This window comes from Serratia sp. PL7 (assembly GCF_945957435.1).
In genome coordinates this window covers 468,978-493,176 of record NZ_CAMFLB010000002.1, presented here as the reverse complement: position 1 = coordinate 493,176, position 24,199 = coordinate 468,978, and the positions used below count along the sequence as shown (strand labels likewise).

Below are 24,199 nucleotides of genomic sequence, written 5' to 3'. Positions count from 1 at the left end.
TACGGAACTTATGGCCCGGTAACTACGGGTTCAAACAGCATGACCAGATCGCCGCTGTAATTACCGCCGGTGCTTAAACCATTAGCTTCAACAGGGGCGTCAAGGTTAATGTTCAGGTTATAAACCTGATCATATTCAGAACCTGATTTTTCCGTTTGCTTTATTTCTGTGGCAGTCCCTGTGGCCAAGGGTTTAGAACCTGCACCCGTATCTACGGTGATATTAGCATTGGGCATCTCATAATTACCGTTGCTCATTTTCAACGGCTGTGCCAGCGTCAATTTAAAGGATTCATTTTTACTCCATACGCGGATCGGCAGCGTTGTAGCAAATTTTTGCTGTTTATAATCCACAGCCTTAACTTCTTCTACATCATACCAACTTGAACCGTCTGGTTTAGACACAAACAGCGCGTCGTTAATGTTTGCAGTAAGGTGGATGGTTTTCGGTACCTGATTGCTTGGTGCTGCATTGGCAACGCCAGCGCAGAAAAACATGCCCATACCTAAAATCAGTGCGTATTGATTAAATTTCATTGTCTCTCTCCATGTGGAAATTCACTCATCCATCAAGATGATATTGCACTGGATTCTCTCTCAGGGAAAACTCTGTTAGGAGGTGGAAATGAATAGTTATTCTTTTCTTTAACCACCACGCAAAGTGACTCCCCAGGATTGTATCCTATGCGGTCATTTGTTTTTTATCCGGTTAATCCGCAAGTTAGGACTGTTCCAGATGGTGAGTATTGTAGACATGCAAAGGTTGATATTGGAATAACCATTCACAATTGAAGTGAAATGAAGTGTTTTTATCTGTTATTTTGATAATTGAAGTTTTAATGACTATTGTGTACAATGTTGAAGCGCAAATGGCTGTGAGCAGGAAAAAGCAGCATTTAATTGCATTGAATAACATGGATAAAAATCCCTCTATGGTTTTTTATTTGCATCTGTCAATTGCATTCGTTTGGGAGTTATGTGATAAGCGATCATGAGACTTCTCCTAGTTGACTACATGGAGGAGCTATGGCGAAGTGATTAAAATTTTACCTGAGGTGAGGATAGGCTGAGCGATAACGCCTACAGCGATAATTTATGGAGTATATTTTCAATGACAGCGTTATCTTCAAAGAAAATGAAGGGTTACGTTATAAAAACCAAAGCCACGCTGCTATTAAGCTGTCTGTATTGCAATCAGGTCTGTTGGCAGAAATCATCAAAGCGCAGAGTGAGCCCATTCATCGCGATGTTCTGCTGGATAGAGTCTGGGAGAGGAATAGCTACCCTCCATCGAATAGCAGTCTAAATCATAATGTTGCCTTCTTAAGGAAGTCGTTAAAGGAACTTGGAATTAATGATGCTATTATTGCGGTTCATCGGTTAGGTTTCAAATTAGGGGGGGTGGTTGATGTTAAGGTTTGTCAGCCAGTGGCAACATTACTGCGGGATGAAGAGAAAGATGTTTATATTTCTAATAATGAAATCATCAACATTCCACAAAGAGAACTGCCACTGTATAAAAGATGGCAACACGTGTGGCATGTGGGGGTGGAAAATAAACGCACCCTGTTCATCTGTGTTCTGCTGTTGCTAGGTTTATTGTCAGTCATGTCTGTTTTTTACTGGCCCACGCCTACTAATGAAGTCCGACACTACGTCGCAAAGGTAGCAGGATGTAGGACTTATTCTGTTTATGCCCTTGATGACGACCAAAAAGATAAATATCGGCATTATGCCGAATACTTTTTACAGTCGCAAAGTAAGCGTTGCGCGCCTGATGATATTTTATTGATGTATGTGCAAGATGAACATGGTTTACGCGAAACGCTTGAAGGTAATAATCGCGCGTTCTTCTCTATTTGCAATTTTGATAAAAAAATAACCGATTTTTGTTACAATTACTATTTTTACTCAATGGTGCCTAAATGAAAATTCGCTGGCCTACCTGGGCACTACTGTGTGGCATCATTGCGATAATGATAGGCTACTGGAAAGTCGGTAATAAGAAACCTGAAACAATACTGAGTTGCCGCTCTCAAGCGAAACTTATTTTTGACGAGAAGCCTGATTCACCGATCTTCAATGGAACTTACGCATTGCGGCTTAATAGCAACGGCAGTGGTGTCATCGGTATAACGGGGATGCTGACGATAGGGGGGCAGAATCACCGTGTCTTGCATACTGTCATCGTACACTATCGAACCCTCGATGCTGAGCAAGGTTGGTTTGATGTGCGCCGCAGTGATGATGCCATTGAGGAAGGTGATAATACCCCGAAAAGAGTGATTAATACCTACCTGTTGGGGTGCATTAGCGGGAAGATACCGAGGGTGTTTCGTGTTTCACGCTGGAATGACAAGGCGTATATGATTGGAAATATGCACTCTCCCATCATGGTGTGCTCACGGACGGATGATTGAGGGAGCCAGTCTAAGGCCTGTATCGCAGGCCTTAGGCCGTGGTCGAAGAAATTTTTACTTCGGTCTTCTGATCTTGGCAACGCTGGGATTAATTCATCTACTGATGGCTGTACGGGGTCATCTCTCGCCCGGCCAGGAAAGTAAATATAGAATAATCAGAGCAATATGTAATAATTTTGTGCCGCCGAGAGGCGGTTTTTTTGCCGGCGCCTCCTTTCAAGCTGATAGCCGCATTTTATTTGGCGTTAATCACTCCTTTGCTGCCTGCATCATTATCCACCCAGACATCTTCCCCCTTGAGGCGGCGATCCCCTTGAATGGTATAAGTGATGGTGCCACTTCTGAACACCAGCGTGCCATCAGATTTCTTTGCTTTGACCTGCTTACCGTTGACCAAGACATGATCCTTGGCATCGATACTGATTGTCGCTACCGTGGCACCCGTCTGTGGGAATGTGGCAACCCACTCACCGGTATATGGGCTGGCACTGGTGTCAGCAGCGGGAGCGGCTCCAAAACCGGCCTTGGCATTCTCGGCCTTGGTTTTGTGAATGTCACAGCCTTGGGCCTCGGTCACTTGGGTGCAGCCAGAACGCTCAAGCTGCTGGGCAAATTTTGCGTTGATGGCGTGGGCTGGGGCGATGCCAAGTAGGGTAAGTGTCAGCATAAGAGCTGCATTTTTTGACATTGTAGTTCCTCCTAAAATGAGCCGAACCATTGCCACGGAAAAGGACTGGGTATTTCGGTGGCTGAGGCGCATATCTAAATCTAGCATTCATTAGCCCTTACGCGATTCGACAAGTAGCGAGGCATTTTCTCAATCGATGGTTGAATTCAATAACGTAGCGCTATGGTTTCCCTGTCGTCGATTTATAAATTGAATGGATTCAGCCCGATTTTGTTGCTCGCGGCAACTGGTATGCTACAAAACTCGGCTATTCAATCAGGAGATGACGATGGAATTTGAAATTGAGATTATTAATCCGGCGAAACACCCAGAACTAGCGGCCCAGCAGGTGGTGATCGAATTGATCCGCGCTGGGAAAATTGACAACTCCTTTAATGGCGCCAAAGCGTTAAATACTTACCAAAATCTGGTGGAAAAATATAAAGCATTAGCTGCACAGCCCGGTGCTGTTCAGGCTAAGGACAACGCTATAGAGCCCCCTGCCTCGGAGGTTAAGATGGCTACAACGCCAAGTAAACCTGTTGTGGTTGCGGCCAAAGCAAAAAGCAATGTTGCCAAGCCCTCCGCAGAGGCAAAAGCGAGAACCAAGGTATCGGCGCCAGCGGTTAAAGAGTCAACCGTTGCTGCAGAAGTCGTCGCCAAGCCAAAGAAAGCCAAACCAAATTCGACTACTGCCAAGAAAAAATAATCCTTCTATGCTCGCGCAGCTTACTCAAGATTGGGCGCAGCAGCGCCCCTACGTCTTGAGTCGGTTGGATCAAACGACTATTTCGTAGAGACTATGCTGATACCTTCTGCCGGTAGCGGCAGCGCCGTTTTATAGCGCACCTGCTTGAGGGCAAAGCTGGAGCGGATGTTGGCTACGCCCGGGATCTTGGTCAGATGATCCAGAATAAAACGCTCTAGCGCGCGAATATCGGGTACCAATACCCGCAACAGATAATCGGCATCGCCCGTCATCAGGTAACACTCCATCACTTCTGGGCGCTGATCAATGGCCTGTTCAAAGTTGCTGAGTGCACCTTCAACCTGCTTTTCCAAACTCACCTGAATAAATACGTTCACATGGAGCCCAAGCACAGCCGGTTCCAGCAAGGTCACTTGCCCCCTGATGATGCCCAACTCTTCCATGGCTTTTACACGGTTGAAGCAGGGAGTTGGGGACAGATTGACCGAGCGGGCAAGCTCCGCATTGGTGATCCGCGAGTTCGTCTGCATCGAGTTCAGAATGGCGACGTCTGTGCGATCAAGCTTCTTCATATGAGAAAATTTACCCTTAAAATGTGATTTATGAGGTTAAAGTGACTCATAAAAGCCGATTGTATGAACATAATAAGAGAAAGTTTCCCCGGTTATCCAGATAAAATTAGCATATTGAATGAATGGATGAGAAACCGCTGTGGATACTGAGGGTAAATACTTAACCGGCTCGCCAAACGTGTCGAGCTACGCGCCCGATAGCGTGAAAATCAAAGGCGTCCTGCTGTTGGTTGGGGCCATTGTGATTTGGGGGGCGAACTGGCCGGTGATGAAGGCTGGGCTTTCTCATATGACGCCGATTTGGCTTTCTACTGCCCGATTTGTCAGTGGCGCACTGTGCCTGTTTGCTCTGCAGATATTGACCAAGAAGCTGCGATTCCCGCCACGCAAGGATTGGCCGTTGGTGGTGAGCGTAGGGCTGTTGCAAATGCTGACATTTACCGTGCTCGGTGCCTTTGCCATGACCGAAGTGCCTGCTGGCCGATCCGCTATCCTGGCTTACACCACGCCGCTCTGGGTCACGCCTATCGCAGTGTTGTTTTTCCGTCAGTCGCTTTCACGTCGGCAATTGATGGGCTCGTTACTCGGTGGTGTAGGGGTCATTGTGTTGTTCAACCCGTTCACGTTTAACTGGGGCGATAAGGTTCTCATCGTAGCGAACCTGATGTTGCTTACGGCCTCTTTTGCCTGGGCTATGTGCATTTTGCACCTGCGTTATCATAAAGGGGGGTGCAGCGCGTATGAGCTGGCTCCCTGGCAGATGCTGCTGGCCAGCGTGCCGTTGGCGTTGATGGCTCGAGTCTTCGAAGGGCCGTATACCGGCGATGGTTCTACATCGTTAATCGAAATACTGCTGTTTATGGGGCCGCTGGCGACCGCGTTCTGCTTTGTTGCGGTGAATGCCGCCAGCATGTGGTTGTCGAGCACCAGCATGTCGACGGCGATGCTTGGGGTGCCGGTAATAGGCTTACTGATGTCCGTTATCTTCCTGGGGGAGCAATTGACTCTCACGCTGGGTATTGGCCTGCTGGTCATCATGTCGGGTATTTTTATTGTGACGGTAAAGCCATCGGCAAGTGGCATCAAGACTCCGTAGCGTTATCAGTCTGGCCAAGTTACCTTGGCCTGCTTACGTCTGTGAGTTGGGCTTGTTCTAATCATTTCTCGCCAACCTTTCTCTGCTGGGCCGAAAGGGCTACCAACATCAATCCCGTAATAAATAGACGTCGTTTGGTAACCCTTGGTACATGGCGACGGGATTGAAAAGTCGGGCGGGCAAGGGCACCCCCTTAATCATTACTGTTGAAGTTAAGGGGCGCAAAGCAATGAGGTATCCGAACCTGATAACTGCGGCCTTCCTGAAAAGTCATGGCAAGTTAGCATGTTCGAGGGGGGAAGCAAACAGAGCGAGGCGGCTGGCAAAGTCTTGACCGGCTTCATGCTGCCCCCATTGAGAGTAATAAAAAGGCCAGAGTCGTTACGCTAACGAGCTCTGGCCTGTTTGTTCACCGGGGAGAATTAATCCAGTTTTGGATGCTGGTCGATCAGCGTTTGCTTTTTCTTCTCCAAATCGGCGATTTGCTGGCTGATATCTTCGACTTTCTGCTCGATATTATCGTAAGTTTCCTGCAGCAGCTCTTTGGCTTCTGAGCGGTCAGAGGCGGCTGGAGCAGCACCGCGCAGCGGCTTGTTGGCCGTTTCTTTCATATACAGACCGGTAACCAGACCAATCGCTGCCACCACCATCAGATAATAGGCTGGCATATACAGGTTACCGGTGCTTTCGACCAGCCATGCGGCCAGCGTTGGCGTGACGCCCGCAATCAGTACCGAGATATTGAATGAAATCGCCAGCGCGCTGTAACGGATGTGGGTTGGGAACATCGCAGGCAGAATGGAGGCCATCACCCCGATAAAGGAGTTGAGCAACACGGCCAGTATCAAGAGGCCAACAAAAATCAGGCCGATAACGTTACTGTTGATCAAGATAAAGCTAGGGATGGCCAGCAACAGCAGACCGACGCTACCGCCAATGATGAAAGGTCTACGGCCAATGCGGTCGCTGGTCATGCCGACCAATGGCTGGACGAACAACATACCTAGCATGATGGCAATGATAATCAGCACGCCGTGGTCTTCGGAATAGTGCAGGTTATGCGACAGGTAGCTTGGCATGTAGGTCAGCAGCATGTAGTAGGTCACGTTGGTCGAGATCACGATACCTACGCACACCAGCAGGCTTCTCCAGTGCTTGGTGGCGATCTCTTTGAACGAAGTTTTCGGCGGGTTCTCAATTGCCGCACGGTCGTTCTGTTCCATTTTGTCCATATGCTGCTGGAATGCCGGCGTTTCTTCCAAGGCGTGGCGCAAATACAGGCCAATCACACCCAGTGGTGCTGCCAGGAAGAACGGAATACGCCAGCCCCAGTCGAGGAAGTTGGCCTCACCCACGATGCTGGAGATAAGTACCACCACACCCGCCCCTAATACGAAGCCGGCGATGGAGCCAAAGTCGAGCCAACTGCCCATAAATCCGCGTTTACGGTCTGGTGAATACTCGGCTACAAAAATGGCTGCGCCAGAATACTCCCCGCCGACGGAGAAGCCCTGTGCCAGTTTGGCCAGCAACAGCAGAATAGGGGCCCAGATGCCAATCGAGGCGTGGGACGGGATCAGGCCGATACAGAAGGTACTGATCGCCATAATAATGATGGTGATGGATAACACTTTCTGGCGGCCGAATTTATCGCCCATGGCACCGAAGAAGACGCCGCCCAAAGGACGTACCAGGAAAGGAACCGAGAAGGTGGCCAGAGCGGCAATCATCTGCACGCCGGGCGTGGCGCCAGGGAAGAACACCTGGCCTAGTGCGTAGGCGACAAAGCCGTAAACACCGAAGTCAAACCATTCCATGGCGTTGCCTAACGCGGCGGCGGTAATGGCTTTCTTTAACTTGCTGTCATCAATAATCGTGATGTCATTAATCTGTAGTGGTTTATGCTTTTTTTTTCTTAGCTTCATAAATCATCCCATGCAAAATTGATCGTAGGCGAGTTCGTCGGCCCGCTCATTTTTATTGGTCAAGATATCAGTCAGGCTAATGTCACCTCTGTTTTGCAGATCGTCCTCGTGGTTTTTTTCTGAGAGTCTCATCACAATAAATAGGGTTTTAAACAAAAAATGTCATCCTCAGGATTAGTTTTTCTTGTCATATAGCTTAGCGTTATCTGGAGTTTGAATCAAACCGAGTAAAAAATGTTATGTTTTTCAGTGGCTTTTACGGCAGGATTATCTGAGGGATGGGCCAGTTTTCATCAATAAAGGGTGTTAAAACGTGTTCAGTATGTCTCCGAACACCTGTCTACACTGTCCCCGAACAGTACAGGAATGATACAGGGTTAAGGCCCCCTCACGAATGCAAAATCAGGGGGCGGTGCTGCTAGCAGTTCGTCCGGTTAAGGCTTGCCGTCATAGCCATCCCAGTAAGTGGCGATAGCATTTTCGAGCAGGATCTCACGCTGTTTTTTCGGCGAGTCAGCCGTATAGGATTGATTAAACATTGTCGCCTTTTGCTCCGACTCAGGTAAAAAATCAGGGCTGCGGAACCCATTCACCCTTTGCTGTGCCTGCTCGCGGGTCAGCCCATCCTGGCGATCTTTTTTGCCTATCTGATAAAACTGCTCAAAGAATGGGATGGCGGCTTTCGTCGATTTTGAGATATCGGTGCGTGTATCGGGGCCGAAATGTGCCTCCGCCAACTGGAAGGTGGCATGGCGGGCGTGTCTTTCAACGCTGTTTTGTGAGGTGGTGCAAGCGCAGAGCAATAACGTGGCTAACAACGGGATCGAGCGGTAATGTTTCGATAACATGTGAAGCTCCTTGTTATAGGTATTGAAGGTTCCAGAGGATGTCCCGCTATTCTATCCCAGTAGCAACATATTGAAACCCATCTTGATAGTGCAACCCTTGCTACACTTATTACAGGCAGCGTTGCCTGGTGAGTGGAGGTGGATATGTCTGATACCGAACTGCTTCAAGTGCTTTTGCAGCGTATAGAGGCATTGGAAGCCCGTGAACAGGCACTCACTGCGGCCTCCAATGCCTACCAGGCAATCATCACCACCCTATTAGGTAATATGGATAAAACAGCGTGCGACAAGGTGATCTCAATGATCGATCAGGCACATGAAATCGCCTATGTACGCGCTGCGCATCGCTGTGACGAACCGCAGAAACGTAAAATCAAGCAGGCGGATGATGTGGCACAGCGTATGTTTATGGTCGCACAGGGGCAGGGAAGGACATCACAGTCACGCTGATCCTATAACAGTTTGCGGCGAATAATGCAGGAATTGATCTACCTCAATAAACTGTCATTGTGATAGCTTGGGCTGAGATTGGTGATAGTCACGATGCGCTGAGGCATTAAGGTATAGCGATGGATACGATTAAGAACATCCTGGTTACAGAGATAGAGCAGATTAACCGGCGGGAAGGGCGTGACGGCAAGCCGCGTTTCAACAGCGAGTTTGCGCGTACCCACCGTTGGCTGTGTTTTGCCATGTTCGCTGGCTATTTTGCGGTGATCGCGGTGATGTATCCGGTGCCCTATATGGGGCTGTATTCGTTCCTGGGTTTTACTGCCTTTGTGCTGTTTATGTTTGCCATGCTGCTGATTGAAATCAAACCGGTTTACCGTTTTGAGGACATCGGCGTGCTGGATCTGCGAGTTTGTTACAATGGGGAATGGTACTTTACGCGCGCGCTGTCGCCGCAGGCCATCCAGGCACTGTTGAACGAACCTACGGTGAGCCCGGTGTTGAAAACCCGTATGCAGGAAATCATCGCCAATAAGGGCGAGATTGATTTCTATGACGTTTACGATCTGGCCTATGCCAAAAGGTTATCCACCCCGTCAGCACCGCAGGCCGTGCTGAGCTGAATAGGTTGCGCGGGTGTCGATGTTGGTTATAATAGTTGTCGGTTATGAGACTATTCTTAGGAAATAGCGATGAGTGATGATATTTTTGATTTTGACATTGATGATGAATTAGCCAAAGCGGAAAAAAACGCGGCGCAGAAGGCCAGGGAAGTTCCTGAAATTCTTGAGGATGAAGAAGACTGCGAAGGCTGCAAAATCTGATTGAATTGCCAAAAAAACCGCTGCGGCGGTTTTTTTATGCCCACCCGCCAGACATTGCCTCAATCCAGCACAAAACCCCAGATCAACAGCCCAGCCACGGTAACGAGGCATAGTGCAGACACGGTCAGCAGCACTTTTCCCAGTAAATCTTTCTCTTGTTGTTTTTGCATCAGGTTACATCATCCAAGTAGTATTCGATGGACCAAATCGGCGATACCCAAATCCAGTAAGGCAACGCTAAAAGCGATGACGGTCAAGGCTGAAAAGAACTTCGCTTTGCTGCTCAAGATCTTATCCGACGGTTGATGTGCCGCAAACGGCCCACCTCAGCGTTGAGGTGGGCATTAATGACAGTCATTAAGAGTTATCCGGGCCGGATTAGTTCCCGCAACGGCATGGTTAATGGCGTTCAACGGGTTAATCGGTAACGATCTTGACGCCTATTTTGCTGATTTGATTAGCATCCATCTCCGCGATAGTCCAGGTTAAACCATCCCATTCCACCTGATCCCCCACCACGGCTTCTCCCCCGATTAACCGGGTGACGAACTGGCCGAGCGTTTGCTGATCGTCCACGCCCTCTTGCAGATTCAGGCCGTAAACCTGAGATATATCACTCAGGCGCGCATCGGATTGCAGAATGAAATCACCGAAGAACCGCTCATCCAGCGTAACCGTAGGTGCCTGGCTGAACAGTTTACCCAACGCAGGCAAATCGTGTTCATGGCCAATAACGCACAGGGTATCGCCTGCCAGCAAGCGGGTGCTGCCACTCGGGTGTAACAGTTCTTTGCCACGGAACAGCGCGGCAATGTGCGTTCCCGGCGGCATCTTGAGTTCGCGCAGCGCTGCGCCGACGCACCAGTTTTCAGCGCTTAGCTGATAGACAAACTGCTCCCATTGGTTTTCCTGGTGAACATCCAGCCCCACGCGCGAGATCGGGGCTAATGCTGGTGGCACCACCACCTTGGCCTTTTTGGCGGCAAAGGACAGCGAAGTACCCTGCAACAGCAGTGAAACCAACACCACAAAGAACGCGACGTTAAAGAACAGATTGGCATTGGGTAGCCCGGCCATCATCGGGAATACCGCCAGGATCACCGGCACCGCGCCGCGCAACCCCACCCAGGAGATAAACATCCGTTCGCGCAGGTTGAAGTTGCGAAACGGTAGCAGGCCGATAAACACCGAAATCGGGCGGGCAAACAGGATCATCCACAGCGAGAGCAGCAGGGCAGGGATGGCGATAGGCAACAGGTCGTGCGGGTTAAGTAACAGCCCTAGCACCAGGAACATGCCGATTTGGCTCAGCCAAGCCAGACCGTCGAAGGTTTGCACAATGCCATGGTAGTTACGGATTGGACGGTTACCCAGCAGCAGGCCGCACAGATAGACCGCCAGAATGCCGCTGCCATCCAGAGCGGTAGTCAGGGCAAAGATCAAGATGCCGCCGCTCACCGCCAGCAGCGGATACAACCCTTCCGCCAGCTTGATGTGGTTGATCAGCGTGATCAGCAACCAGCCTCCGCCCAGACCAATCACGATGCCCATACCAAACTGCTGCAAGAGATGGACGATGAACATCCAGCTCAGCGAGGTTTCGCCAGCGGAAATCATGGCAATCAGGGTGATGGTTAAAAACACCGCCATCGGATCGTTGCTGCCGGACTCAATTTCCAGCGTCGCGCTGACACGCTCGTTCAGCCCTTTGCCACCCAACAGTGAAAACACCGCGGCCGCATCGGTCGATCCAATAATGGCACCGATCAGCAGCCCCTGGATCAAATCGAGGTTAAACAGCCAGGCGGCGGCCAGGCCCGTCAGTCCGGCGGTGATCAGTACGCCGATGGTGGCCAGTGACAATGCTGGCCACAACGCGACACGAAAGGAGCTGACGCGGGTACGCATACCGCCGTCGAGCAGGATCACTGCCAGAGCCAGGTTACTGACCAGATAGGCGGCGGGATAGTTATCAAAGGCGATACCACCAGGGCCGTCAACACCGGCCAGCATGCCTATCGCCAGGAAGATCACCAGAATGGGAATACCCAGGCGTGAAGAGAAAGAACTGAGCAGAATACTTGCTCCCACCAACACGGCACCGATGATGAACAAGCTATTGATCGTGCTGGCATCCAAAATAATGTTCTCCTGCGAGTTGAGCTGAAAGGGGGCGCCAAAGCAAAGACACCGGGTCATAATAGCCTGTTTTTCCTGTGCAACGCCAAGGCTGATTGCCAAAAAACGGTGTCATTATGGCTGCTTGCCGCAAAATTTGATGAAATGAGAGTTGAAATGTGGGTATTGCTGCTTTTGTGCCTATTTATCAGCTCATTGAGGACGGCAGGAAACAGGTTATCGAGGAAAAACCATTAACCCCCCAGCAGGAGGCTTAATGGTTTACAGGCGGGAGGTTAGTGATCGAGTGATTGCAGGGCACGCTTGATTAATTCGGCTGCCAGTTTCCTTTCGGCCTCGGAGATCCCGTCCAGGTTGAGGCTGGAAAGCTCGGTTACCAATACGCTGCGATCTTTGCCGCTGATGGAAGAATCCAGTGCGGACAGCAGTCTACCCAAGATTTTCAGTAGTGTGGCGTTTTCTGCTACGGCTTCGGTTGCCGCGGTCGGTTTATCGGTCATTAAAAATCCTCTCTGTCGTGACGGAAGGGAAATGTTACCGGCGCACGCGATGGTGATGCGCCATCCCTTAGGGTTCGTGAGCCCAATCGCTACCGTAAGGCAGGGATGTGGATTTTTTCTTATGCACTGTAGTTATAACAACTCACCGCAATATGCTCCAGCACAACTTTGCATCAACGGGTCGCGATAGGTTGAGCAATAGGTGCGCTGACCACCGATCAATTATAGCTAAGCGGGCACAGCATGCGGCGTTCCTACGAGGGTGAAGGGTGTCATGTTAGCAGGGCGCTGCAAGCAACGCCCTTACACGGGAGATTAGGCTTTACCAGAGAACAGGAAGCGTAACAGCGGGATACGCTTGTGCACCTCATATAACAGGAAGGCACAGGCAAAGACGAACACCAGACCCAGCAGGAAACCCAGCAGATTATTATCGATCAGCGGAGTCACAAAGGCGCCGTATATCAGCGTCAGCGGATGGTGAACCAGATAGATAAACAGCGAAGCGTTGACCAGATAGGTAATGCGAGGAGAATGGAAATCGAGCAGCGCATGGCCAAATGCGAACACCACGTTGGCCATCAGGATCCCGAGCACGGCTTTGATCATGATTTCCAGTTCAAACCCAAAGCTGCTGTGCGCCAGCAGTTTCTGGTTGAGCATGTAGGCTACCAACAGCAGCAGTGAGCCCAGTACGGCTGGCCACGAGGGCGTGAGGAACACCGCTTTCAGCCATGAATACTTAAACGCGTAGGCTCCCACAATGAAGAAAGGCAAGTAGAACAGGGTTTCCATCACCACGAAGTTGAACAGGCCGTTAGACAGTAAATGCGGGGCGGTGATTAAAATAATGCGATGAAACACGCCGTATATAAAGGCATACAATAAAAACCACAATGAGATATTGCTGAGAGTGGTCATTTTATTTATTGGCCGCGGTGCCATCGGCGTTTTTATCGCCTTAATTTTTTTAAACAGATAAAAACAGGCGCAGGTCAATAAGCACAAGGTTAATAAAAACCACAGATGGGAGACCAACTCCCAAACCGCCACGTTTATTTTTTGTTCAGGGGTGAAATCATCCCAGCCGGTTAATTTATCGGTGTAGTTCTTGAGTAAAAAAAACTGTGGCAAGGTAATCAATGGGATAGAACTCAACAGCGGAATGGCAACCCGCTCCAGGCGTACCTTCAACCAGCGGTGACTGTCATAGCGTTCGTACAGCATGTAGGAGAAGTAGCCGGAGATAATGAAGAACACCTGCATGCGAAAGGCGTGAATAAAGTCGTTCAACACCGTTAGCGAAAACGACGGGGTCGCGCTGTTTACCGCCCACGAGTGGCTGGAGTAAATCAGAGAAAGATGAAAAGGAATGCCCAGCAGCATCAAATAGGCCCGGATCGAATCCAGGAAAAACTCGCGCTGGTTAGTGCTGTCAGTCATAGGTTACCGCTGGTGGTTGCATCAGGGGAGTGTAAACCCGCTTAATAAGTCGGCAATGAGGGAATCGCAAACTCAAACCCTACTATAGCGACCGACATTTTTCCATAGCGTCTTGGAGCCCGGCTTGCTACGCTGCACAACTGCTTAAACTCTAAGCCGTAAACATCAACTCACGTTTATCATGTTGTCGGCGAGCTGAATAATCCATTAATATGGATTTTGAATATTTTGAGCACACGAATAGGGGGGGATGTGCTAGTAAATCTATTATCAAAAAAACCACGCGCCACGAGCGTACGTTGGTTAGGTGCTACCGTTTTGTGCACGTTGTTGAGTTCGCAGGCTTGGGCTTTTTCTATCGACGATGTGGCCAAACAGGCGCAGGATCTGGCAGGAAAAGGCTTTGAAGCCCCGAAGAGCAACCTTCCTTCCCAGTTCCGTGAACTGAAGTTCGCGGACTATCAACAGATCCAGTTTAATCACGACAAAGCCGTGTGGAGTAAGCTGAAAACCCCTTTCAAGCTTGAGTTCTACCATCAAGGGATGTACTTCGACACGCCGGTTATCATCAACGAGGTCACGGCCACCGCCGTCAAAGAGATCAAATACAGCCCGGACTTTTTCGACTTTGGTTCCGTCAAGCACGATCCCGATTCGGTGAAGAAACTCGGTTTCGCCGGGTTTAAAGTGCTCTATCCGGTCAACAGTGCGGATAAGAACGACGAAATCATGAGTATGCTGGGCGCGAGCTATTTCCGCGTAGTGGGTAAAGGGCAGGTTTATGGGCTTTCTGCTCGTGGGCTGGCTATCGATACCGCCTTGCCATCTGGCGAAGAGTTCCCGCGTTTTCGCGAGTTCTGGATCGAACGTCCCAAGCAGGGCGACAAGCATCTGGTGATTTATGCCTTGCTGGATTCTCCACGTGCTACCGGCGCTTACCGTTTTGTGGTTTACCCCGGCCGCGATACCACGGTAGATGTCCAGTCCAAAGTGTTCCTGCGCGACAAGGTGGGCAAGTTGGGTATGGCACCGTTGACCAGCATGTTCCTGTTCGGGCCGAGCCAGCCTTCGCCAACGCTGAACTACCGCCCGGCGCTGCACGACTCCAACGGTCTGTCGATCCATGCCGGTAACGGCGAGTGGATCTGGCGTCCTCTGAACAATCCTAAGCACCTGTCGGTCAGCACTTACAGCATCGAAAACCCGAAAGGTTTTGGTCTGTTACAGCGTGGCCGCGATTTCCGCGATTATCAGGATCTGGACGATCGTTACGATCTGCGTCCAAGCGCCTGGGTTGAACCGCGCGGCGATTGGGGCAAGGGCAAGGTTGAGCTGGTAGAGATCCCAACCGCGGATGAAACCAACGATAACATCGTGGCGTTCTGGACGCCGGACGTATTGCCTGATGCAAAAACGCCGTTGGCATTGAACTACCGCCTGTACTTCACCCGCGACGAAGAGAAACTGCATTCACAGGATATCGGCTACGTGGGTAAAACCATACGTTCAACCGGTGATGTGAAGCAGTCAAACCTGATCCGCGAGCCGGACGGCAGCGTGGCGTTCCTGGTTGACTTCGTCGGCCCGGCATTGAAAGCGCTGGATGCCAATACGCCGGTAGCTTCTCAGATCAGCATTGGTGACAACGGCGAAATGGTGGAAAACAGCGTTCGCTACAATCCGGTCACCAAAGGTTGGCGTTTGACGGTGCGTTTGAAAGTGAAAGACGACAAACAACCGGTAGAAATGCGTGCTGCGTTGGTCAACGGTGACAAGACCTTGACGGAAACCTGGAGCTATCAGCTACCTGCCAATGAATAAGTCTACTGAAACTGCCCAGGAATATCTTGCGGCAATGCCCCTGACCGATGAGCGGTCAGGGGTGCTCAAACAACAAGTAATGGCAGGCGATACCCCGGCACTGGAGGCTTTGCATCGTCAGATGGGAACCTCTGATACCAATGTTGCGTCTCTGTCTGCAGATGACATCGCCCTGGCCTCGGTCAAGGCGCGTATAAGCCAGGCTTGGCCGGATGCCGTCGATGACGACGATTTTGATTGTGACCCGGAAGGGCGCACCATCCTGAAAGCCACGCCGCCGGTAAAACGTACAACCATGTTCCCCGAAGCCTGGCGCACCAACCCGGTGGGGCGTTTTTGGGATACTCTGCTGGGCCGTAAGACGCATAATCGTCATGCCAGCAAAGAAGAAGCCGAGGCGGAAAACCGCTGGCGTATTGTCGGTTCAATGCGCCGTTACGTGCTGTTAATCCTGATGCTGGTGCAAACCGGCATCGCCACCTGGTACATGAAAACCATCCTGCCTTATCAGGGCTGGGCGCTGATCGATCCTATCGCCATGTTGGATCAGGATCTGATGCAGTCGATGCTGCAAATATTACCTTATCTTTTGCAGACCGGTATTCTGATCCTGTTTGCCATTCTGTTCTGCTGGGTCTCAGCCGGTTTCTGGACGGCGCTGATGGGGTTCCTGCAACTGCTGATTGGCAAAGATAAATACAGCATCTCTTCGACTATCAAAGGCGATGAGCCGATCGATCCAGCGCACCGTACCGCGTTGATCATGCCGATCTGTAACGAAGACGTTGAACGGGTATTTGCCGGGTTGCGGGCAACCTACGAGTCGGTGAAGGCGACCGGTCAGCTTGCGCATTTCGATATCTATGTGCTTAGCGACAGTTACGATCCCGATATCTGCGTCGCTGAACAGAAGGCCTGGATGGAGCTGTGCCGCGATGTTGAGGGGCATGGACGTATCTTCTACCGCCGTCGCCGCCGTCGTGTGAAACGTAAAAGCGGCAACATCGACGACTTCTGCCGTCGTTGGGGCGGTGAGTACAGCTACATGGTGATCCTGGATGCGGACAGCGTGATGAGCGGCGAGTGCCTCACCGGCCTGGTGCGCTTGATGGAAGCTAACCCGAACGCCGGTATCATCCAGTCTGCGCCAAAAGCCTCGGGTATGGATACGTTGTATGCCCGTGTGCAGCAGTTCGCCACGCGCCTTTATGGCCCGCTGTTCACCGCTGGTCTGCACTTCTGGCAGTTGGGCGAATCCCATTACTGGGGTCATAACGCCATCATCCGGGTGAAACCCTTTATCGAGCACTGTGCTTTAGCGCCGTTGCCGGGTGAGGGGTCGTTTGCCGGTTCCATCCTCTCCCATGACTTTGTGGAAGCCGCATTGATGCGTCGTGCTGGCTGGGGCGTGTGGATTGCCTACGATCTGCCGGGCAGTTATGAAGAGTTACCGCCTAACCTGTTGGACGAGCTGAAACGTGACCGCCGCTGGTGTCATGGTAACCTGATGAACTTCCGCCTGTTCCTGGTAAAAGGTATGCACCCGGTACACCGTGCGGTGTTCCTGACCGGGGTAATGTCCTACCTGTCGGCACCGTTGTGGTTTATGTTCCTGGCGCTGTCCACCGCGTTGCAGATAGTGCATACGCTGGTGGAACCGCAATACTTCCTGCAACCCCGGCAGTTGTTCCCGGTGTGGCCACAGTGGAAGCCAGAACTGGCTATTGCGCTGTTCTCCACCACCATGGTACTGCTGTTTTTACCGAAGTTGCTGAGCATCGTGCTGGTCTGGGCGAAAGGCTCGAAGCAGTATGGCGGGCCGATCCGGTTGCTGATTTCCATGCTGATGGAAGTGATGTTCTCAGTGCTGTTGGCGCCGGTGCGCATGCTGTTCCATACCGTGTTTGTGGTCAGCGCGTTCCTGGGCTGGGAAGTGGTGTGGAACTCGCCGCAGCGTGATGATGATGACACCCCTTGGGGCGAAGCCTTCAAGCGTCACGGTTCGCAAATGCTGCTGGGTCTGGTTTGGGGCGGCGGTATGGCATTGCTGGATCTGAACTTCCTGTGGTGGCTGTCACCGATCGTCTTCTCGCTGATCCTGTCACCGTTTGTTTCGGCGCTGTCGAGCCGCGCTACGCTCGGCCTCAAGAGCAAGCGAGCCAAGCTGTTCCTGATCCCGGAAGAGTACGATCCGCCGCGTGAACTGGTTGCCACAGACACCTATCTGCAACTTAATCGCCAGCGTGCCTTGCGCAACGGCTTTATGCATGCGGCGGTGGACCCGTCCTACAACGCCTTGGCTGCCGCGCTGGCAACGGCTCGTCACCATCTGCGTACCATTATCGATCGGGCGCGGGAAGAGCGGGTGAACGAGGCGCTGGAAGTCGGGCCAGAGAAGTTGGCAAAAGCCAAACGCCTTGAGCTGTTAAGCGATCCTGTGGCGTTGTCACGCCTGCATCAGCGTATTTGGCTGCTGCCGCAGGGCGAAGCCTGGCGCGAGCATTATCGGCAGTTACCGCATAATGAACTGGCTCACCCCGTCGGCCAACGCTGACGGTTAGCGTTAATTACAGGGGGAATGCGCGCTGCGTGTTCCCCTTTTTCGTTGCAATCTCAAAAAAGGCTTGGTTGTTGAAAATGGCTTCACTAGTCCGTCTGGCACTGTTGGCCGCTATGACGACGGCATTATCTGGCTGCGGTAGCATTATCAGCCGCACGGTACCTGGCGCAGGCCATGGGCACCAATATTATCCAGGGGTGCAGTGGGATTTGCGTGATACTCCCTGGCGCAGCGTTATGGTGATTGATGTACCGCTCTCGCTGGTGGTGGATACCTTTATGCTGCCGTTTGATGCGCAGCACGGGCCTTACGAATAGGTTTTAGCCTCTGGTTGCGAAGACCACCAACTGATAGCTTTGGTTGTTACAGTGGAAAGAGGTCAACGCCGTCATCCCCAGCCCAGCGACATGGGCGGCCAGCGAATGCGGGTTGTCTTCATTAACAAATAGCGCGCCAACGTCAAAATCCTGCTGAGTTCGCGCTTTCACCGCGGCAAACAACTGGCGTAGCAGGCCTTTTCCCCGCCATTCGGCACTCAGGCATACCGGGCCGTATAGAAATACCCGCTGTTGATCCAACGCCTGGTCTTGAAAGCGTTGCGTGGCCAACGTGTGCAGCATGGCATCCACGACCGGCGGTCGGGGTTGGGCGTTGGTTGGCATCAGGCAGACAAACCCAGCCAACTGCTCATCCTCAATGGCGATAAGAATACCCAGGCCGTTATTGATGCTTGCCAGCTGTTTTTCGTTCATCTGCGAGACGATAAAACCCTGTTGCCGCTGCTGGGCGTTGAGGTTCTCTGGGGTGTTTTGCGCCTGTAGAGCCAGAATTGCGGGATAATCACCGGGAACCGCTTGCCTGATGAGCATGATACCTGCCTGTGTTAAGGGGAGAATGTAGCAGCATGCAATGTGTAGCCAGGGTCGTCAAGGCGAGGGTGGGCAACCAGGCGCCCACCCAACGGGCTCAACGTTCATCCCATTCGTCGGCAGCGCTCTGGCCTTCTTCGGTATCCAGCGGCGGATCGAGCTGAAAATCCCCTTCCTCCCACTCATGCAGCGTATTTTCGTTGATCCACTCGGCGCGGATCTCAATCTCGTCGTAGTCACCGTCAAAAATGGCCTGGGCGGCAGCGCCGCTGCGCATCGTCATGCATTCGACAGACTCGCCTTCTTCTTCGAAAAACTCGGCCTGCCACATCGTGTCGCCATCCAACATGATGTATTTTTGCAGGTTAAACTGTTGAGGTACCGGCGGCTCATCATCGCCGCCTTCCGCCGTTTCGATAAACTCTTCGCGAGCGGCTTCGATCGCTTCTTCCAGCGTGGCATACAGGCTCATGCTCATCTCCTTTTTCAATCATCTTGGGGGGACACCAGCATTAATTGTTGTCGCATCGCCGCAGGATGCAAATTTTTTGTTGTCCGTTTTGCGACGATAGTTGTCCATCAGCCGGGAGACGCCTGGCTACGGGCAGGAAATAATGGCTACACCCTTTGGTCTGTAGGAGAATCAGGATGTTAGCCAACCCAGCAAGCAAGTACCGGCCATTCCCGGCCATCGATTTACCCGATCGTCAGTGGCCGGGGCACACCCAGCAGCAGGCACCGCGCTGGTGTTCCAGCGATCTGCGTGACGGCAATCAGGCGTTGGCCGAGCCGATGGATAACGCTCGCAAGCTACAGTTCTATCAACTGTTACTGGCCTGCGGGTTCAAGGAAATCGAGGTGGCATTTCCTTCCGCATCGCAAACCGACTTTGATTTCGTGCGGCACTTGATCGAGCAACGGCTGATCCCGGATGATGTCTCAATCCAGGTGCTGACGCAGTCGCGCGACGATCTGATCGACCGCACGATGGAGTCGTTACAAGGGGCTCCACGTGCCATAGTGCATCTGTATAACGCCACCGCCCCGATGTTTCGCGATATCGTTTTCAAGCAGGACAAGGCCGCTACCGTGGCGCTGGCGGTGAATGGCGCACGCCGTATTCGCCAATGGTGCGATCGGCATCCGGAAACTGATTGGTGCTTTGAGTATTCGCCAGAGACCTTCTGCTTTACCGAGCTGGAGTTTGCCCTGCAAATCTGTGAGGCGGTGGCAGACGTGTGGCAACCTGAACGCCAGCGGCCCATGATTATCAACCTGCCGGCCACCGTGGAGATGAGTACCCCGAACATTTATGCCGACCAGATCGAATGGTTCTGTCGCCACTTCAGCCAGCGGAAACAGGTGACCATCAGCGTGCATCCGCATAACGATCGTGGTACCGGTGTCGCTTGCGCCGAGTTGGCCATGCTGGCGGGGGCTGACCGAGTGGAAGGCTGCCTGTTTGGCAACGGCGAACGCACGGGCAATGTCGATTTGGTGACGTTAGCGCTCAATTTGTACACCCAGGGCATCGCGCCAGAGCTGGACTTCAGCCGGTTGAAAGAAGTGGTTGAAGTGGTGGAACAGTGCAACCAGTTACCGGTACATCCGCGCCATCCTTATGCCGGGGAGTTGGTGTTTACCGCGTTCTCGGGCTCGCATCAGGACGCCATCAAGAAAGGTTTCGCCGCCCAGCAGCAGCGTGAAGATGGGTTATGGCAGGTGCCTTATCTGCCGCTCGACCCGGCAGACGTGGGATGCAGCTATGAGGCGGTGATCCGCGTTAACAGCCAGTCTGGCAAGAGCGGAGCGGCCTGGCTGCTGGAGCAGAATCATGGATTGCGCTTGCCGCGTGGCTTGCAGATTGACTTCAGCAAAGTGGTGCAACAGGCCACGGATGAAAGCGGCAAGGAAATGACGGTGGCGGAGATCTGGCGGCTGTTCCGCAACAGCTACGGATTGGTGGAACAGCCGCGTTTGCAACTGCTTAGCTATCAAACGCAAAGCCAGGGTGGGGCGGCTTACAGCTTTACGGCGCAGGTAGCTCTGGCAGGAGAACCAATGCAGCTGCAAGGTAGCGGGAACGGGCTGTTGTCCAGCGCGGTAGATGCGCTCTGCCAACGCTTTGGCCTGGTGCTGGCCATCGACGACTACCATGAACATACCCTGGGCCATCAGAGCCATAGCCGGGCAGTAACCTATATCCGTTGTACGCCAGCAAAAGGGGAGGCAATTTACGGAGTTGGGATTGATGCCGACTCGGCCAGCGCCTCGCTCCAGGCTCTGTTCAACGTGGCTGGCCGCTGTTTGCCGTGATCGCAGGCTGAGCCTGGGCAAAATAGGTGCTGGGGGAAACGCCAAGCAGGCGGCGGAACATGGCGCTAAACGCGCTGGGGCTGTCATAACCCAGATCCAAAGCCACCTCCAGCACCGACCTTCCGGCAGCCAGGGCATTGAGTGCTGCCAGCAGGCGGGCACGACGCACCCAGTCGCTAAAGCGTAGGCCAGTCTCACGTTGGAAGCGACGGGACAGCGTACGGCCACTGACGTTGATGTGCTGCGCCGCCAGTTCCAACTCCCAAGGCTGTGCCAAAGATTGCTGAATGTGCTGGCACAGGGCCAATAAGACGCCATCGCGTGGCTCGGGCAGGTGTAGAGGCAGGATCGGCAGCATACGTAACTCATCGAGGATCAGTTCCATAATGCGCTCTTCGCGTCCGCCGGGCCGATAGCCTGGCTGAATATCCATCGCGCTGATAATCAGTTCACGTAACAAGGGAGAAATCTGCACGACCTGGCACTGAGCAGGCAAATCGGCACGGGCCAGGGGATCGACGAACAGCGTGCGTGCTGCTACGTTACCGCTAAAACGCAGGTTATGTTCCACTTTGGCCGGTAACCAGACGCCACGGCCTGGGGGAACAACCCAGCTGCCTACACGCGTATTCACCTGTACTACGCCGCTAAGGCCATGGATCAGTTGGGCGCAGTTGTGGCAGTGATCAGGTTCGCTATCACCATCCTGATAGTCCTTTGAAAATGGCACGATAGACTGATTTTCTGGGAGAAAATCGACGTTAAACAGCATTGTTTCTCCTCTGGAGCCTGATGACGTGTCTGTTGCAGCATGCCATGTCTTGCCGCTACCGCAAAGCGCATTTCCTGTACGCCGTTTTGCCATGAAACAGCTTAGGCTAACTGTTTGCCAACGGGAGGAAATATGGAACTTGCCAACGCGGTATTACGCATTGCCCGGCCCACCGACCATTTGGCCGCGATTGCCAACATGTATTGCCAGGGCCTGGGGTTTGAACAACTGGGTGAGTTTGAAGATCACCAGGGGTTCGATGGCATTATGCTTGGTCATCCGCACCATGCCTATCATCTGGAGTTCACTCATCACCGCGGTGTACTGGTGGGGCGCGCACCTACGCAAGACAACCTGTTGGTATTTTATGTGCCGGAGGTTGCAAGTTGGCAGAGAGGGTGCGATCGGCTGATAGCCAGTGGCTTTAAGCGCGTGCAGGCATACAACCCTTATTGGGATGTGCATGGGCAAACGTTTGAAGATTTGGATGGCTATCGCGTGGTGTTGCAAGCACGTGCCTGGCAGACATAAAAAAAGCCAGCGAAGAACGCTGGCTTAAGGCTGAATACTCAGTATCTATCAGGCGTGCGTGACCGGTTTATCACCGCTTTTACCCTGGGTATTTTCCAGCATGCGACGGATCGGGACGATCAGCAGGATAAGCACGGCGGCACAGATCACCAGCGCAATAGAGCAGCGGGCGAACAGGGTTGGCAGCATGTCCAACTGATCCGCTTTCACGTGGCCACCGATCAAGCCGGCAGCCAGGTTGCCCAGCGCGCTGGCACAGAACCACAGGCCCATCATCTGGCCACGCATTCTGTCCGGTGCCAGCAGCGTCATGGTTGCCAGGCCAATCGGGCTCAGGCAAAGCTCACCCAGCGTCAGCATCAGGATGCTGCCCACCAGCCACATCGGTGACACGCCAGCGCCGCCATTGCCCAACACCTGTTGCGCGGCCAGCATCATCAGGCCAAAACCTGCGGCGGCAAACAGAATACCGATCACGAATTTGGTGATGCTGCTCAGGCGGATTTTGTTACGAGCCAGAGCCGGCCAGGCCCAACTGAAGATTGGCGCCAACAGGATAATGAACAATGCGTTAATCGATTGGAACCATACCGCCGGGATCTCGAAGTCGCCGATCATGCGGTTGGTGTAATCGTTAGCGAACAGGTTGAACGAGGTCGGTTTCTGTTCGAAGGCCGACCAGAAGAAGGCGGCAGAAATCAGCAGGATAAAACAGACCAGCAGACGCGCACGCTCTTTGCGGCTCAGGCCAGCAAAGAAGAACAGATAGATAAAGTACAGCGTGACCGAGGCGGCGATGACGTAAACCAGCATACTGGCAACGGCGACCGGGTTAATCACGATGATGCCTTGGGAGATCATAATCACGATTGCGGCAACGCCCACGGCTAGCGCAATCAGCCAGCCACCCACGCCATTTTTCTTGGCAATCGGGCTATTCCAGGTTGAGTCCAGGCCTACTTCGCTGTCATAGCGCTTCATGGCCGGTACGGCAAACACCCGGAAGATCACTAAAGCTACCAACATCCCGATACCACCGATGCCGAAGCCCCAGTGCCAACCGTGTGAACGGATCAGCCAGCCGGAAATCAGCGGGGCAATAAAGGAGCCCATGTTGATGCCCATGTAGAACAGCGAGAAGCCACCGTCACGGCGCGCATCGCCTTTCTTGTACAGGGTTCCAACCATCACCGAGATACAGGTTTTGAACAGGCCGGAACCGAGCACGATAAACATCAGGCCGACGAAGAACAGGTCGTTGCCCATAATAGCAGACAGGGCAATCGACAGGTGGCCCAGAGCGATCAGGATTGAACCGTACCAAACGGCTTTTTGCTGGCCGAGCCAGTTATCGGCTAACCAGCCACCCGGCAGTGCCGCCAGGTACATACTGCCAGCAAAGATACCGACGATCGCCGAGGCGTTTTCGCGCGCCAACCCCATCCCGCCGTCATAAACCGTAGCGGCCATAAACAGGATCAGTAACGGACGAATGCCATAAAACGAGAAGCGCTCCCACATTTCAGTGAAGAACAGGGAGCCGAGAGGATATGGATGGCCGAGGAACGTCCGGCTTTCTTTCTGATTAACAGAGGATTGCATAAAGTCTTCCCAATATAATGTGCTGCGCGCTGGCAGCAGATACTGTGGTATGTCTGTGTCTGTAAGTGAGGAAATCCCGCTGAGGCGGATTACCTGACAAAACCTCAGCCGCAGTGCCTATTAAGCTTGAAAACCC

24 protein-coding genes are annotated in these 24,199 nt (G+C 52.5%); 12 read left to right on the top strand and 12 right to left on the bottom strand.

Translation table 11 applies throughout. The features are described from left to right. Window positions 1-8 precede the first annotated feature (8 nt). Window positions 9-536 (bottom strand): CS1 type fimbrial major subunit, encoded by a 528-nt coding sequence (locus N6G83_RS16845; protein WP_211136843.1) that lies wholly within the window; start codon window positions 534-536, stop codon window positions 9-11. A 558-nt stretch (window positions 537-1,094) separates the two neighbouring features. Between N6G83_RS16845 and N6G83_RS16840 the strand changes: the two genes are divergently transcribed. After that, a complete protein-coding gene (locus N6G83_RS16840; protein ID WP_260524000.1) occupies window positions 1,095-1,928 on the top strand; it encodes a winged helix-turn-helix domain-containing protein in 834 nt (277 codons plus the stop codon). Beyond that, window positions 1,925-2,419, top strand: a complete 495-nt coding sequence (locus N6G83_RS16835; RefSeq protein WP_024528506.1) for a hypothetical protein — start codon at window positions 1,925-1,927, stop codon at window positions 2,417-2,419. The genes N6G83_RS16840 and N6G83_RS16835 overlap by 4 nt, the downstream gene beginning before the upstream one ends. A gap of 235 nt (window positions 2,420-2,654) precedes the next feature. On the opposite strand, the gene N6G83_RS16830 is transcribed toward N6G83_RS16835, so the two are convergent. Next, complete coding sequence (locus tag N6G83_RS16830) at window positions 2,655-3,107, bottom strand: hypothetical protein (RefSeq protein ID WP_211136673.1); 453 nt, start codon at window positions 3,105-3,107, stop codon at window positions 2,655-2,657. 268 nt (window positions 3,108-3,375) lie between these two features. Between N6G83_RS16830 and N6G83_RS16825 the strand changes: the two genes are divergently transcribed. After that, complete coding sequence (locus tag N6G83_RS16825) at window positions 3,376-3,795, top strand: hypothetical protein (protein WP_211136674.1); 420 nt, start codon at window positions 3,376-3,378, stop codon at window positions 3,793-3,795. A 77-nt stretch (window positions 3,796-3,872) separates the two neighbouring features. Here the strand turns inward: N6G83_RS16825 and N6G83_RS16820 are convergent, their stop codons facing one another. Further along, complete coding sequence (locus N6G83_RS16820) at window positions 3,873-4,367, bottom strand: Lrp/AsnC family transcriptional regulator (protein ID WP_024485698.1); 495 nt, start codon at window positions 4,365-4,367, stop codon at window positions 3,873-3,875. 139 nt (window positions 4,368-4,506) lie between these two features. On the opposite strand from N6G83_RS16820, the gene N6G83_RS16815 reads away from it, so the two are divergent. Continuing rightward, a complete protein-coding gene (locus tag N6G83_RS16815; protein WP_248006696.1) occupies window positions 4,507-5,463 on the top strand; it encodes a DMT family transporter in 957 nt (318 codons plus the stop codon). Between the two features lie 422 nt (window positions 5,464-5,885). On the opposite strand, the gene proP is transcribed toward N6G83_RS16815, so the two are convergent. Both proP and N6G83_RS16805 read right to left on the bottom strand, forming a co-directional pair. Further along, a complete protein-coding gene (gene proP / locus N6G83_RS16810; protein ID WP_024528512.1) occupies window positions 5,886-7,388 on the bottom strand; it encodes a glycine betaine/L-proline transporter ProP in 1,503 nt (500 codons plus the stop codon). 434 nt (window positions 7,389-7,822) lie between these two features. Further along, a complete protein-coding gene (locus N6G83_RS16805) occupies window positions 7,823-8,236 on the bottom strand; it encodes an Exc2 family lipoprotein (RefSeq protein ID WP_074031307.1) in 414 nt (137 codons plus the stop codon). Between the two features lie 144 nt (window positions 8,237-8,380). Here N6G83_RS16805 and N6G83_RS16800 point away from each other — a divergent pair, with 144 nt between their 5' ends. The 3 genes from N6G83_RS16800 (at window position 8,381) to N6G83_RS16790 (ending at window position 9,510) form a co-directional block, all read left to right on the top strand. Beyond that, a complete protein-coding gene (locus N6G83_RS16800; protein WP_024528514.1) occupies window positions 8,381-8,686 on the top strand; it encodes a hypothetical protein in 306 nt (101 codons plus the stop codon). Between the two features lie 119 nt (window positions 8,687-8,805). Next, window positions 8,806-9,309, top strand: coding sequence for a YlaC family protein (locus tag N6G83_RS16795; RefSeq protein ID WP_024528515.1), 504 nt, complete (start codon window positions 8,806-8,808; stop codon window positions 9,307-9,309). A gap of 69 nt (window positions 9,310-9,378) precedes the next feature. Then, window positions 9,379-9,510: a hypothetical protein gene (locus tag N6G83_RS16790; protein WP_021178340.1), complete on the top strand. Its 132-nt coding sequence runs from the start codon at window positions 9,379-9,381 to the stop codon at window positions 9,508-9,510. A 417-nt stretch (window positions 9,511-9,927) separates the two neighbouring features. Here N6G83_RS16790 and N6G83_RS16785 read toward each other — a convergent pair whose 3' ends face one another. The 3 genes from N6G83_RS16785 to mdoC all read right to left on the bottom strand — a co-directional run bounded on the left by N6G83_RS16785 (window position 9,928) and on the right by mdoC (window position 13,592). Beyond that, window positions 9,928-11,649 carry a potassium/proton antiporter gene (locus tag N6G83_RS16785; RefSeq protein ID WP_024528517.1) on the bottom strand — a complete coding sequence of 574 codons (1,722 nt, stop codon included), beginning with the start codon at window positions 11,647-11,649 and terminating at the stop codon, window positions 9,928-9,930. A gap of 275 nt (window positions 11,650-11,924) precedes the next feature. Next, window positions 11,925-12,149: a hypothetical protein gene (locus tag N6G83_RS16780; RefSeq protein ID WP_021178338.1), complete on the bottom strand. Its 225-nt coding sequence runs from the start codon at window positions 12,147-12,149 to the stop codon at window positions 11,925-11,927. Between the two features lie 315 nt (window positions 12,150-12,464). Beyond that, entirely contained in the window at window positions 12,465-13,592 is a 1,128-nt protein-coding gene (gene mdoC / locus N6G83_RS16775; protein ID WP_211136675.1) for a glucans biosynthesis protein MdoC, read from the bottom strand. A 252-nt stretch (window positions 13,593-13,844) separates the two neighbouring features. On the opposite strand from mdoC, the gene N6G83_RS16770 reads away from it, so the two are divergent. The 3 genes from N6G83_RS16770 (at window position 13,845) to N6G83_RS16760 (ending at window position 18,290) form a co-directional block, all read left to right on the top strand. Continuing rightward, window positions 13,845-15,413 carry a glucan biosynthesis protein G gene (locus N6G83_RS16770; RefSeq protein WP_211136676.1) on the top strand — a complete coding sequence of 523 codons (1,569 nt, stop codon included), beginning with the start codon at window positions 13,845-13,847 and terminating at the stop codon, window positions 15,411-15,413. After that, the gene (mdoH, locus tag N6G83_RS16765; protein WP_211136677.1) at window positions 15,406-17,967 is read left to right on the top strand and encodes a glucans biosynthesis glucosyltransferase MdoH; all 2,562 of its coding nucleotides are present in this window, start codon (window positions 15,406-15,408) and stop codon (window positions 17,965-17,967) included. The genes N6G83_RS16770 and mdoH overlap by 8 nt, the downstream gene beginning before the upstream one ends. Before the next feature lie 83 nt (window positions 17,968-18,050). Then, complete coding sequence (locus N6G83_RS16760; RefSeq protein ID WP_029711076.1) at window positions 18,051-18,290, top strand: YceK/YidQ family lipoprotein; 240 nt, start codon at window positions 18,051-18,053, stop codon at window positions 18,288-18,290. A 3-nt stretch (window positions 18,291-18,293) separates the two neighbouring features. Here N6G83_RS16760 and N6G83_RS16755 read toward each other — a convergent pair whose 3' ends face one another. Both N6G83_RS16755 and N6G83_RS16750 read right to left on the bottom strand, forming a co-directional pair. After that, window positions 18,294-18,842 (bottom strand): GNAT family N-acetyltransferase, encoded by a 549-nt coding sequence (locus N6G83_RS16755; RefSeq protein WP_211136678.1) that lies wholly within the window; start codon window positions 18,840-18,842, stop codon window positions 18,294-18,296. Between the two features lie 97 nt (window positions 18,843-18,939). Next, entirely contained in the window at window positions 18,940-19,314 is a 375-nt protein-coding gene (locus tag N6G83_RS16750; RefSeq protein WP_024485685.1) for a MysB family protein, read from the bottom strand. Window positions 19,315-19,490: 176 nt separating this feature from the next. Here N6G83_RS16750 and leuA point away from each other — a divergent pair, with 176 nt between their 5' ends. Further along, the gene (gene leuA, locus N6G83_RS16745) at window positions 19,491-21,158 is read left to right on the top strand and encodes a 2-isopropylmalate synthase (protein WP_074031310.1); all 1,668 of its coding nucleotides are present in this window, start codon (window positions 19,491-19,493) and stop codon (window positions 21,156-21,158) included. On the opposite strand, the gene N6G83_RS16740 is transcribed toward leuA, so the two are convergent. Continuing rightward, a complete protein-coding gene (locus tag N6G83_RS16740) occupies window positions 21,130-21,930 on the bottom strand; it encodes an AraC family transcriptional regulator (RefSeq protein ID WP_074031311.1) in 801 nt (266 codons plus the stop codon). The two genes, leuA and N6G83_RS16740, sit on opposite strands and share 29 nt — an antisense overlap. A gap of 132 nt (window positions 21,931-22,062) precedes the next feature. Here N6G83_RS16740 and N6G83_RS16735 point away from each other — a divergent pair, with 132 nt between their 5' ends. Continuing rightward, window positions 22,063-22,461, top strand: coding sequence for a VOC family protein (locus N6G83_RS16735; protein WP_074031312.1), 399 nt, complete (start codon window positions 22,063-22,065; stop codon window positions 22,459-22,461). A 48-nt stretch (window positions 22,462-22,509) separates the two neighbouring features. On the opposite strand, the gene N6G83_RS16730 is transcribed toward N6G83_RS16735, so the two are convergent. After that, entirely contained in the window at window positions 22,510-24,063 is a 1,554-nt protein-coding gene (locus tag N6G83_RS16730) for a peptide MFS transporter (protein ID WP_024528527.1), read from the bottom strand. Between the last annotated feature and the right edge of the window lie 136 nt (window positions 24,064-24,199).

What these genes read in the sequence shown, in the direction of transcription:
- N6G83_RS16845 (WP_211136843.1), bottom strand. Translation starts at nt 536, where the DNA reads ATGAAATTTAATCAATACGCACTGATTTTAGGTATGGGCATGTTTTTC.
- N6G83_RS16840 (WP_260524000.1), top strand. Translation starts at nt 1,095, where the DNA reads ATGGAGTATATTTTCAATGACAGCGTTATCTTCAAAGAAAATGAAGGG.
- N6G83_RS16835 (WP_024528506.1), top strand. Translation starts at nt 1,925, where the DNA reads ATGAAAATTCGCTGGCCTACCTGGGCACTACTGTGTGGCATCATTGCG.
- N6G83_RS16830 (WP_211136673.1), bottom strand. Translation starts at nt 3,107, where the DNA reads ATGTCAAAAAATGCAGCTCTTATGCTGACACTTACCCTACTTGGCATC.
- N6G83_RS16825 (WP_211136674.1), top strand. Translation starts at nt 3,376, where the DNA reads ATGGAATTTGAAATTGAGATTATTAATCCGGCGAAACACCCAGAACTA.
- N6G83_RS16820 (WP_024485698.1), bottom strand. Translation starts at nt 4,367, where the DNA reads ATGAAGAAGCTTGATCGCACAGACGTCGCCATTCTGAACTCGATGCAG.
- proP (WP_024528512.1), bottom strand. Translation starts at nt 7,388, where the DNA reads ATGAAGCTAAGAAAAAAAAAGCATAAACCACTACAGATTAATGACATC.
- N6G83_RS16805 (WP_074031307.1), bottom strand. Translation starts at nt 8,236, where the DNA reads ATGTTATCGAAACATTACCGCTCGATCCCGTTGTTAGCCACGTTATTG.
- N6G83_RS16800 (WP_024528514.1), top strand. Translation starts at nt 8,381, where the DNA reads ATGTCTGATACCGAACTGCTTCAAGTGCTTTTGCAGCGTATAGAGGCA.
- N6G83_RS16795 (WP_024528515.1), top strand. Translation starts at nt 8,806, where the DNA reads ATGGATACGATTAAGAACATCCTGGTTACAGAGATAGAGCAGATTAAC.
- N6G83_RS16790 (WP_021178340.1), top strand. Translation starts at nt 9,379, where the DNA reads ATGAGTGATGATATTTTTGATTTTGACATTGATGATGAATTAGCCAAA.
- N6G83_RS16780 (WP_021178338.1), bottom strand. Translation starts at nt 12,149, where the DNA reads ATGACCGATAAACCGACCGCGGCAACCGAAGCCGTAGCAGAAAACGCC.
- mdoC (WP_211136675.1), bottom strand. Translation starts at nt 13,592, where the DNA reads ATGACTGACAGCACTAACCAGCGCGAGTTTTTCCTGGATTCGATCCGG.
- mdoH (WP_211136677.1), top strand. Translation starts at nt 15,406, where the DNA reads ATGAATAAGTCTACTGAAACTGCCCAGGAATATCTTGCGGCAATGCCC.
- N6G83_RS16760 (WP_029711076.1), top strand. Translation starts at nt 18,051, where the DNA reads ATGGCTTCACTAGTCCGTCTGGCACTGTTGGCCGCTATGACGACGGCA.
- N6G83_RS16755 (WP_211136678.1), bottom strand. Translation starts at nt 18,842, where the DNA reads ATGCTCATCAGGCAAGCGGTTCCCGGTGATTATCCCGCAATTCTGGCT.
- N6G83_RS16750 (WP_024485685.1), bottom strand. Translation starts at nt 19,314, where the DNA reads ATGAGCCTGTATGCCACGCTGGAAGAAGCGATCGAAGCCGCTCGCGAA.
- leuA (WP_074031310.1), top strand. Translation starts at nt 19,491, where the DNA reads ATGTTAGCCAACCCAGCAAGCAAGTACCGGCCATTCCCGGCCATCGAT.
- N6G83_RS16740 (WP_074031311.1), bottom strand. Translation starts at nt 21,930, where the DNA reads ATGCTGTTTAACGTCGATTTTCTCCCAGAAAATCAGTCTATCGTGCCA.
- N6G83_RS16735 (WP_074031312.1), top strand. Translation starts at nt 22,063, where the DNA reads ATGGAACTTGCCAACGCGGTATTACGCATTGCCCGGCCCACCGACCAT.
- N6G83_RS16730 (WP_024528527.1), bottom strand. Translation starts at nt 24,063, where the DNA reads ATGCAATCCTCTGTTAATCAGAAAGAAAGCCGGACGTTCCTCGGCCAT.